Source organism: Desulfovibrio sp. Huiquan2017 (assembly GCF_017351175.1).
Classification (GTDB): Bacteria; Desulfobacterota; Desulfovibrionia; order Desulfovibrionales; family Desulfovibrionaceae; genus Pseudodesulfovibrio.
The window spans coordinates 1-8,283 of record NZ_JAFMPN010000030.1 but is presented as its reverse complement, the minus strand read 5'-3'; the positions used below and the strand labels follow the sequence as shown (position 1 = coordinate 8,283).

Annotated in this window: 9 protein-coding genes; all 9 read right to left on the bottom strand. The window is 60.1% G+C overall.

From position 1 onward, the window contains the following. Positions 1-148 precede the first annotated feature (148 nt). The gene (locus J0909_RS18130; RefSeq protein ID WP_207265089.1) at positions 149-475 is read right to left on the bottom strand and encodes a hypothetical protein; all 327 of its coding nucleotides are present in this window, start codon (positions 473-475) and stop codon (positions 149-151) included. After that, entirely contained in the window at positions 472-708 is a 237-nt protein-coding gene (locus J0909_RS18125; RefSeq protein WP_207265088.1) for a hypothetical protein, read from the bottom strand. Before J0909_RS18125 ends, J0909_RS18130 begins: the two co-directional genes overlap by 4 nt. Positions 709-1,010: 302 nt before the next feature. Beyond that, positions 1,011-2,081 (bottom strand): FmdE family protein, encoded by a 1,071-nt coding sequence (locus tag J0909_RS18120; protein WP_207265086.1) that lies wholly within the window; start codon positions 2,079-2,081, stop codon positions 1,011-1,013. Between the two features lie 88 nt (positions 2,082-2,169). Then, positions 2,170-3,366, bottom strand: coding sequence for a [FeFe] hydrogenase H-cluster maturation GTPase HydF (hydF, locus tag J0909_RS18115; RefSeq protein ID WP_207265084.1), 1,197 nt, complete (start codon positions 3,364-3,366; stop codon positions 2,170-2,172). A 129-nt stretch (positions 3,367-3,495) separates the two neighbouring features. Continuing rightward, positions 3,496-4,935, bottom strand: a complete 1,440-nt coding sequence (locus J0909_RS18110) for an aspartate ammonia-lyase (RefSeq protein ID WP_207265082.1) — start codon at positions 4,933-4,935, stop codon at positions 3,496-3,498. Positions 4,936-5,066: 131 nt separating this feature from the next. Next, on the bottom strand, positions 5,067-5,309 hold the full coding sequence (locus tag J0909_RS18105) for a TM1266 family iron-only hydrogenase system putative regulator (RefSeq protein WP_207265080.1): 243 nt from the start codon (positions 5,307-5,309) through the stop codon (positions 5,067-5,069). A 395-nt stretch (positions 5,310-5,704) separates the two neighbouring features. Continuing rightward, the gene (locus tag J0909_RS18100) at positions 5,705-6,037 is read right to left on the bottom strand and encodes an iron hydrogenase small subunit (RefSeq protein WP_207265079.1); all 333 of its coding nucleotides are present in this window, start codon (positions 6,035-6,037) and stop codon (positions 5,705-5,707) included. A 14-nt stretch (positions 6,038-6,051) separates the two neighbouring features. Continuing rightward, positions 6,052-7,311, bottom strand: coding sequence for a [FeFe] hydrogenase, group A (locus J0909_RS18095; protein WP_286182138.1), 1,260 nt, complete (start codon positions 7,309-7,311; stop codon positions 6,052-6,054). Positions 7,312-7,886: 575 nt separating this feature from the next. Next, entirely contained in the window at positions 7,887-8,225 is a 339-nt protein-coding gene (locus J0909_RS18090) for an enolase C-terminal domain-like protein (RefSeq protein WP_207265077.1), read from the bottom strand. Positions 8,226-8,283 lie beyond the last annotated feature (58 nt).

Sequence of the window (8,283 nt, the reverse complement as noted above, 5' to 3'; positions counted from 1 at the left end):
TTGCTAGGCTCGGCCCCTTTGACAAAAAAGAAGCCCCGGTCGATGACCAAGACGTCTTTCATATATGTTGATAAAATGCCCCGGACATCGTCCGGGGCATTGCGTTTGTGTATCTGGCTATTTTTTTTGTAAAAGAAGAACCGGGCAACTAGCTTTTTTGAACAGGAAGTTCAATAGGGATCGCAAATGATATTTTGGAAATAGTGCCTGTTAACTGTTCAGAGGACAGGGTGCCTTTAGCATCAAAAAAAGGAATTCTTAGACCTGCTTGCCCGTCCTGGCCGCTACTTTCTTGAACCGTCACTGCCACATTAAACATCACTGTTTGATTGTCGCCTTCTTCACATTGAACACCGGGGAGTAGGCCGTAACTAGGAGCTACAATCGCACCCTTCGCAGAAGCAAATTCTTGAGCATTCCGCACACCATCAATTATTTGTTTTAACGATTCGGTGATAAACTCTTCTAAATTCATGAAGAAGACCTCACTTTCCATTCCCCATAAACCTTTTCAACAACATCTGTTTGAACAATACGATCACGCGGACATTCAAATCGATAAATACGCATAAGGTCTGCATCCGGATACGTTTTTTCCGGGATAAAGGTTACTACTGCTGGCAGGCCACACTTTTTGCAAAATGCTGTTGGAAAACATACGTCTCCTGTATCGCCCACCCTCCTATAAATTGTTTCAAAATGGGTCATATCTTGACCTCCTTATGGATTCTAAAACCGCAAAGCGATTTTGAATATATATTATAGCATATTTTTAAAAAAAGTCAAGATCTATTTTACTTTTTAACGATAGAATATAAGCAATTAGACTGGTATCACATCTCAAGTAGGAATATGTTCAATCAGGCAAACCGGGGAAAATATTTTACCCACAAGAAGAACCCCCTGTTCGTTTTGACAAACAGGGGGTTACGAATAATTTTAAGCGTTTTCGTCAACATTTATGGAAAACGCCCCGGTCGATGACCGGGGCTTTTTTCTTTGAGCGCCGGCTATTGAATGGCTGCGTAGGGATCGGCTCCGCCATTCTTTATGGCCATGGCCAGTGAGGCGGGGCCGTGGAATTCCCGCAGGACCTTGATGTAGGCCAGCTTTTCATCCGGGGGCATTTGTGCCAGTTTCCAGGACATCTTGACGCGGGAGATGAAGAAGAGCGGATTGGATTTGCCGCCCTTGGGGCTGCGGTCCGCGGCGGTGACGCCGGTGGCCTCTTCGGACGCACTCCAGTCGAAGCCCAGGACCAGGCCGTCGCAGGTATCCTTCTTGGCGTTGACGCGCAGGGCGATGATGGAGGGCGTGACCCCGTCCTTGGCGTTCCTCTCGGCTGCTTTGGGTACGTACATGCTGAACGCGCCGCTCTTGCCCACTGTGGCGGCATACAGGGATTGGAGCGCGTCCATGGCGCACATGGACGGGGCGCCGATGAACACGTACCGGTCGCCCGCCCCCAGGGGCAGGTGCTCATCGAGATATCCTTTGGCGATGAACCCGGCGTTCAGGCCCGGGCAGAAGTGGTCGTGCAATTCCGCGCCCTTGAGCATGCGCCAGTCCGCGCCCGCGGTCCAGGCCAGGGTGATGGACGCCACCGAGAACAGGCGCGGGCCGATGGGGCCCTTGGCCGCCTCGCCCCAGACCTCGGGCCGGAAGATGCTTTCGGGCCGGATATCCAGGGTCTGGGTGGCGTAGGTGTCGCCGGAAAGTTTCAGGTATACCAGCTTGCCACTGTCCCGGTTGCACAGGGCGAACCACAGGGGCTCGCTGCACGGCGTATCCACGGCCAGCAGGGTGCGGGTGCCGGGCGTCCGGTCCGTGGTCTCGGCGATCACGTCCAGGTAGGCCTCGGTGGACGCGCCTGCGGCCTCGCCGTAGCCCGCGTTGGTCAGAACCAGGAACCCCTCGGTCTCCGGGGTGACCTTCAACTGGGCCATGGCGCTTTGAAGCTCCGTTGCCGCCGTCTTCATGGCCGGGGTCCAGGTCAGGCCGAATCCGGCCCCATGGCCCACGGTCGCTCCGCACAAGAGCAACACCAGGGCCGCCACAAGAGATTTCATCGTAGGTTTCATACCGTACACCTCCATAATCTTTTATAATTAGTATTTGTTTTTGGTATACGAATATTGAAATAGTAACAAGGATGATCTGGCGGTGGGCCTATCGAAAGAACGGGGCGATGATCCGGTCCAGCACGCCCTGGACCTTGGAGATGGCCACCCCGTAGTTGGTCATGGGCACGTTGCGGCGGGCGCATTCGGCCATGCGGCGGAGCATTTCGGTGCGGTTCAGCATGCACGCGCCGCAGTGGACCACCAGACTGAATTTTTCCAGGTCTTCGGGAAAGTCGTGGCCGGAGTAGACCTCGAAGCGCAGGTCGCGGCCGGTATACTGGGACATCCAGCGGGGGATCTTGACCCGGCCGATGTCGTCGGCCACGTCGTGGTGCGAGCAGGCCTCGCCGATGAGCACCAGGTCGCCGTCCTGGAGCCGGTCGATGGCCGAAGCGCCTTGCACCAGCCGGTCCAGGTCGCCCTTGTAGCGGGCGAACAGGGTGGAGAAGGTGGTCAGGGGAATGTCGTCCGGCACGTCCCCGGCCACGCTCATGATGACCTGGGAATCGCTGATGACCAGGGCGGGCTTGCGGTTGAATCCCTCCAGGGCCGCCTGGATCTCCCGTTCCTTGATGATGGTGCCCATGGCGTCGCAGTCCAGAATTTCGCGCAGGACCTGGACCTGGGGCAGGATCAGCCGCCCCTTGGGCGCGGCCAGGTCGATGGGCACCACGCAGAGCACGCTGTCGCCCTCGTTGATCAGGTCGCCTACGATGAGCCGTTCCTGGCGGTACTCGGGCGGGGCCGCGTCGATGATCGCCTGCTTGAGTCTGTCCACGTTGCGGCCGTCCGTGGCCGAGACCTCAAGCACGGGCGCGGCCGCTTCCGCCGGGATCGGGTTCGCGCCGGGGGCCCGCAGGTCCGCCTTGTTCCAGGCCACGATATAGGGAATATCCAGTTCTCGGATGGTCTCGATGAGGGCCTGTTCGTAGCCGGTGAGCCCGTCTTCGCCAAGCACGACCACGGCCACGTCGCTGCGGTAGAGAATCTTGCGCGTGGCCTTGACGCGCAGTCCGCCCAGTTCGCCTTGGTCGTCCAGCCCGGCGGTGTCGTAGAAGGTCACCGGGCCCAGGGGCAGGAGCTCATAGGGTTTGGCCACCGGGTCCGTGGTGGTGCCCGGCGTGTCCGAGACGATGGCGGTGTCCTGGCCGGTGAGGGCGTTGATCAGGGACGACTTGCCCGCATTGCGCCGCCCCACCAGGGCGATGACCAGCCTGACTCCACGCGGTGCCTTATCCGACATGGCGGCCTCCCTTGACGGGCCCCTTGGCCGGTAATGGGGGCATGCCGGTGCGCGGGCTGGTCCTGAGGGAGAAAATAGCCTTGGCAGGGGCGGCGGATCGGCTTGGATGGGGTAGCGGATGGAGATAGTTCATGGCGTCTTCATTTCCTTGAATTCTTCCGGGGTGAACCCCAGTTTGCATAATCGGCGGGGTAGGAGCAGCCGTTTGAGAGCCTCGGGGTCGGCCACGCCGATGCGCAGGGCGTGGCCGCGCACGGTCTCGCCTTGCGCCCGGGCCTCGGCCACCATCTCGCCGACTCGGTCGTAGCCCAGGAACGGCACCAGGACCGTGCCCAGGGCCGAGCTTTGCTCCACGTGCTCCCGGCAACGCTCCTCGCAGGCCCGGATGCCCGGTACGCAGCACTCGGCCAGGCCGTTGCAGGCGGCGGTCAACAGGGTCAGGGATTCGGGCAGTGCGTGGGCGATGAGCGGCAGCAGGTGGTTGAGCTCCAACTGACCCAGAGCGGCGGCCATGGTGATGGCCTGGTCATTGGCCATGACCCGGATGGCGGCCTGGGTGGCGGCCTCGGGCATAACCGGGTTGATCTTGCCCGCCATGATCGAGGATCCGGCCTGCAGTGGCGGCAAGAGGATTTCCCCGAACCCGGCGTCCGGCCCGCTGGACAGCAGCCGCAGGTCCGAGGCGATCTTCAGCAGGGTGGCGGCGCAGGCCTTGAGCATGCCCGAAACCTCGACGAAGACGTCCATGTTTTGGGTTGCGTCCACTAGATTCTCCGCCCTGGACACGGGCAGGCCCGTGATGGCCGCCAGATGCCCGGTCACGGAGAGGATGTAGTCGCGCGGCGCGCCCAGCCCCGTACCGATGGCCGTGCCGCCGAGATTGACCCGTTTCAACCGCTCTCGGCATTTGAAGATGCGCCAGCGGTCCCGGGCCACGGCGTCGGCAAAGGCCCCGAAGGTCATGCCCAGGGTCATGGGCACCGCGTCCGTCAACTCGGTCCGGGCCACCTTGACCACGTTCCGGAAGGCCGCCTCGCGTTCCTGCAAGGATTCCTGGAACCGGCCAATGGCCTGTTCCAGTTCGATCAGCAGGGCCAGTGCCGCCACCTTTAGCGCCGTGGGGTACACGTCGTTGGTGGACTGGTGCATGTTGACGTCGCGCAGGGGATTGACCAGGGAGCGGTCGCCCCGGTCGCCGCCGAGCAGTTCGGCGGCCCGTCCGGCGATGACCTCGTTGAAATTCATGTTGGTGGAGGTGCCCGCCCCGCCCTGGAAGGCGTCGACGACGATCTGGTCGGTCAGTTCTCCCGCCGCTATTTCGCCGCAGGCTTCCATGATGGCCCGCCCGCGCTCCTCTGGGAGGTGCCCGAGGAGCGTGTTGGTTTTGGCGCAAGCCTGTTTGACTTGGGCGAACGAGCGGATGAATGCCGGGTGCAGCCGATATCCGGAAAAGGGAAAGTTGCGCACGGCCCGCAAGGTGTGGATGCCCCAGTAGGCCTCCGCAGGCAGGGCGAGTTCGCCTATTCCGTCACGTTCGATCCGGGTCTCTTCAGGCTTTCGGTCCCGCATGATTCGCCTTGGCTGAGGTTACAAGTGCCGGGCTTCCGTTCTCCCCGTCTTTTCTGCGGAACGTTCCGGGAACGCTGACGGGAGAGAAAACGGCCCGCGCCGACGGTCGTGCGGCGCGGGGATTCCGTTCGTCATACCAACAGCGATTTGACCTGGACGCCGTCGAGCATGCCGAGCTTGCCGGTCAGCGCCCCCACTTCGTCGGTGGTGGCCTCGATGATCAGGTCGATGATGCTCACGCCCCGCTCCCGGAACGGTAGCCCCATCCGGCCCACGATCATTTCCCCGTGGTCGCTCAGGATGTTGTTGACCGCGCCGGCGGCCTTGTTGCGGTCCTTGATGATGATGCCGATGATGCCCAGCCGTTTCTGCATCCCTTGCTCCTTCAATTCGTGGATTCCTTATAAGAAGAGCCCGGTTTAGCACTCCCGGGCTCTCTGCCGGAGAGGGAACGGAACCCCCGGCCGTTTTGCCGATTGCGATATCGGACAGGGCCGGGCGGCTCCGCCTTGGGGTCAGGCAAACCCTTCCCGCAGGCAGGCGGTCTCCGGTTGGAGGTGTTCTGGAGATCAGTGTTACGAAAGACAGTATTACTAATCAAGAAAAAATTATATTAAACGCATATTTTTTTAAAAAAAGTATTACGAACAGCCTACGCGATGGCTGAGAAGAAGGGTGGAAACAGAGCGGTATGGGGAGGGATGGGATAGGAGACGCGTTCGGCCCTTGGATCAGAAGCATCCTTGCCGCAGGTCGAAGCTGTCGGATATTAGAGATTGAACTTGTAGCCTTTTTCCTTGAGAACCTTCACCCGTGCGCTGCGGTCCACATAGTGGGTATGCAGCAGGTGGTGGGACATGTGGCCGCAGGGGCCGTCATGCAGGAAGCCTTCCTTATGGTCGTAGAGCTTCTTGACCATCGGGTTGTCCTGGGATTTCCTGACCTTGTAGATGTGGGCGTCGGCGTCGTACACGGACTTCTGGCGCAGGCCGACGAAGTCCATGGTGGCGGCGACCGCCTCCCGGGTCAGGTTCGCGCCGAGCACGGCGTATCCGGCCATCATGCCGCAAACCTTGATGAATCCGCGTCTGTTCAGTTTCATGGTTTCATTCCTCCTTATGCGCCGACCCTGCGGGCCCGGAAGCGCTTGTTGATCTGGGCCACGGTGGACCGGAACAGGGAAGCCCTGATGTCGGGATCCACGGGCTGGCCGCCGCCGTTCACGCACCCGCCGGGGCAGGTCATGATCTCGATGAAGTGGTACGGGGATTTACCCGCGCGTACTTCGTCACACAGCTTGGCCGCGTTTTTCAGGCCGCTGGCCACGGCGACCTTGACCGTGCCGAAGTGGGGCACCTTCACATCGGCGGTGTTGATGCCTTCGTGTGTGCGCACGACCTTGATGTCGGGGTTGTTCAGCTTCTCGCCGGACAGGACCTCGTAGGCCAGGCGCAGGGCCGCTTCCATGACGCCGCCGGAGTTGCCGAAGATCGTCGCGGCGCCGGTGGAGTCACCGAGGATCGGGTCCGGCCCCTGAGACGGCAGGGAGTTGAAGTCGATGCCCGCGGTCTTGATCATGTAGGCCAGCTCACGAGTGTCGATGGTCGCGTCGATGTCCCGGAAGCCGCTGTCGGCCATCTCGGGGCGCATTCCCTCGTACTTCTTGGCGATGCAGGGCATGATGGAGACCGTGTAGATCTTTTGGGCCGGGGTGTGGGTCTCTTCGGCGCCGTAGGTCTTGGCCAGGGGGCCAAGCATGCCGATGGGCGATTTGCAGCTCGACAGGTTGGGCAGCAAGTCCGGGTAGAAGGTTTCGGCGAACTTGATCCAACCGGGGCAGCAGGAGGTAAACTGGGGCAGGGGACGCGCGTCCTTCTGGCCCTGTTCCTTGACCCGCTGGATGAGCTCGGTGCCCTCTTCCATGATGGTCACGTCGGCGGCGAACTCATTGTCCCAGATGTAGTTGAAGCCGAGCTGGCGCAGGGCCGCGTGCATCTGGCCGCCCACATAGGTGCCGGTGGCCTTGCCGAAGCACTCGCCCAGGCCGTAGCGCACGGCGGGAGCGGGCATGGAGACCACTATGGTGTTCGGATCCTTCAATTTCTCGAAGATCTCGTCTACGTAGGAGACACCCTCGTAGATGGCGTCGTAGGGACAGTTGACGAGGCACTGGCCGCAGTTCATGCAGGCCGCCGGGTCCACCACCTGATGGATGCCTTCCTCGTTGATGGCCTGGATCGCTCCTGTGGCGCAGTGTTCCTCGCAAGTGCCGCAAGCTTCGCACTTGGTGGGATCGACCTGGACGAAGAAAAGATTGTCCGGGTCAACGCCCTTGGGTGCGTTGGTTTGGGCCATTACGCCTTCAATCTGTTTCATGGTGCCCTCCTTGTTGGGGTGGATTGAAGACAAGTCCACCGGCGCCATTGCCGGTGCCGACTTTGGTGTGCATCCTGACATCGGATACCCTCCTCCGCTAACCCCGATGCCGGTTGGACCGGATGGTGTTAGCACGAATAATAAAATAGTAACACTTTAGTGCTACTATTTCATAAAAGATACTCATGTCAAGGCGGTCCGGAGCGGAAGAACTCTTGGGCGCGCCAAGCCGATCTCCGTGCAATAAGGTCCCTGACACCCGGAATTGGGGCCTTACCCCGGATAGGCGGGAAGTCTTTCCTCTCGCGGCTATACGGTGATGGAGGGCGAGCCCGGACGGTCAACCATGGCCTGTCGCCACGGTGATCGCCGTTGCCGCGATCCGTTTTTCGCGGACCGATACCTTGCCGCGCAGGGGGCGGGTGCCGGGTGCCATGAAAAGCCGCTTCCGGTTGCTGCATCTCTCTGCTGCCGGAAGCGGAGTTGTTTAGTGAATATCCGTGTAGGCAAAAGGGAGTACGCAAAAAAGGGGGAGACAATGTCTCCCCCTTTTTTATCGTATTAACCGCTACAAGTTATTTGACCGTTACAACCCTGGAGGCGGCGAGCGTCTCAGGAGTCAACTCCTGCCCCAGGCCAGGAAGATCGGGGACGCTATACATGCCGTTTTCGGGCATATAGTTGTGCACACAGGTTTTGGTGTTCGGCTCAAGCAGCGCATAACGATGCAGCTCGTGAATCATGAAGTTCGGGATGGCTGCCTCCATTTGCAGTGCTGCCGCCGTGGAGATTGGTCCGCCGCAGACGTGAATCTGTACGTGTGGGCGGACAATAAAGTTGTTAACAAAGTGGCCGATGCGCTGCTGTGTCCTGGAATAATAAATGCGGCAATGTTGGCCGGGAGCCTTTTTCAATGATCTGAGCTCCTACTCGAGTCCTTGCTACCCACCTGAACCAACGGCTATTTCCAAT

Bases quoted from the DNA above. Each gene is read 5' to 3' on its own strand.
- J0909_RS18130 (WP_207265089.1), bottom strand. From the start codon at position 475: ATGAATTTAGAAGAGTTTATCACCGAATCGTTAAAACAAATAATTGAT.
- J0909_RS18125 (WP_207265088.1), bottom strand. From the start codon at position 708: ATGACCCATTTTGAAACAATTTATAGGAGGGTGGGCGATACAGGAGAC.
- J0909_RS18120 (WP_207265086.1), bottom strand. From the start codon at position 2,081: ATGAAACCTACGATGAAATCTCTTGTGGCGGCCCTGGTGTTGCTCTTG.
- hydF (WP_207265084.1), bottom strand. From the start codon at position 3,366: ATGTCGGATAAGGCACCGCGTGGAGTCAGGCTGGTCATCGCCCTGGTG.
- J0909_RS18110 (WP_207265082.1), bottom strand. From the start codon at position 4,935: ATGCGGGACCGAAAGCCTGAAGAGACCCGGATCGAACGTGACGGAATA.
- J0909_RS18105 (WP_207265080.1), bottom strand. From the start codon at position 5,309: ATGCAGAAACGGCTGGGCATCATCGGCATCATCATCAAGGACCGCAAC.
- J0909_RS18100 (WP_207265079.1), bottom strand. From the start codon at position 6,037: ATGAAACTGAACAGACGCGGATTCATCAAGGTTTGCGGCATGATGGCC.
- J0909_RS18095 (WP_286182138.1), bottom strand. From the start codon at position 7,311: ATGAAACAGATTGAAGGCGTAATGGCCCAAACCAACGCACCCAAGGGC.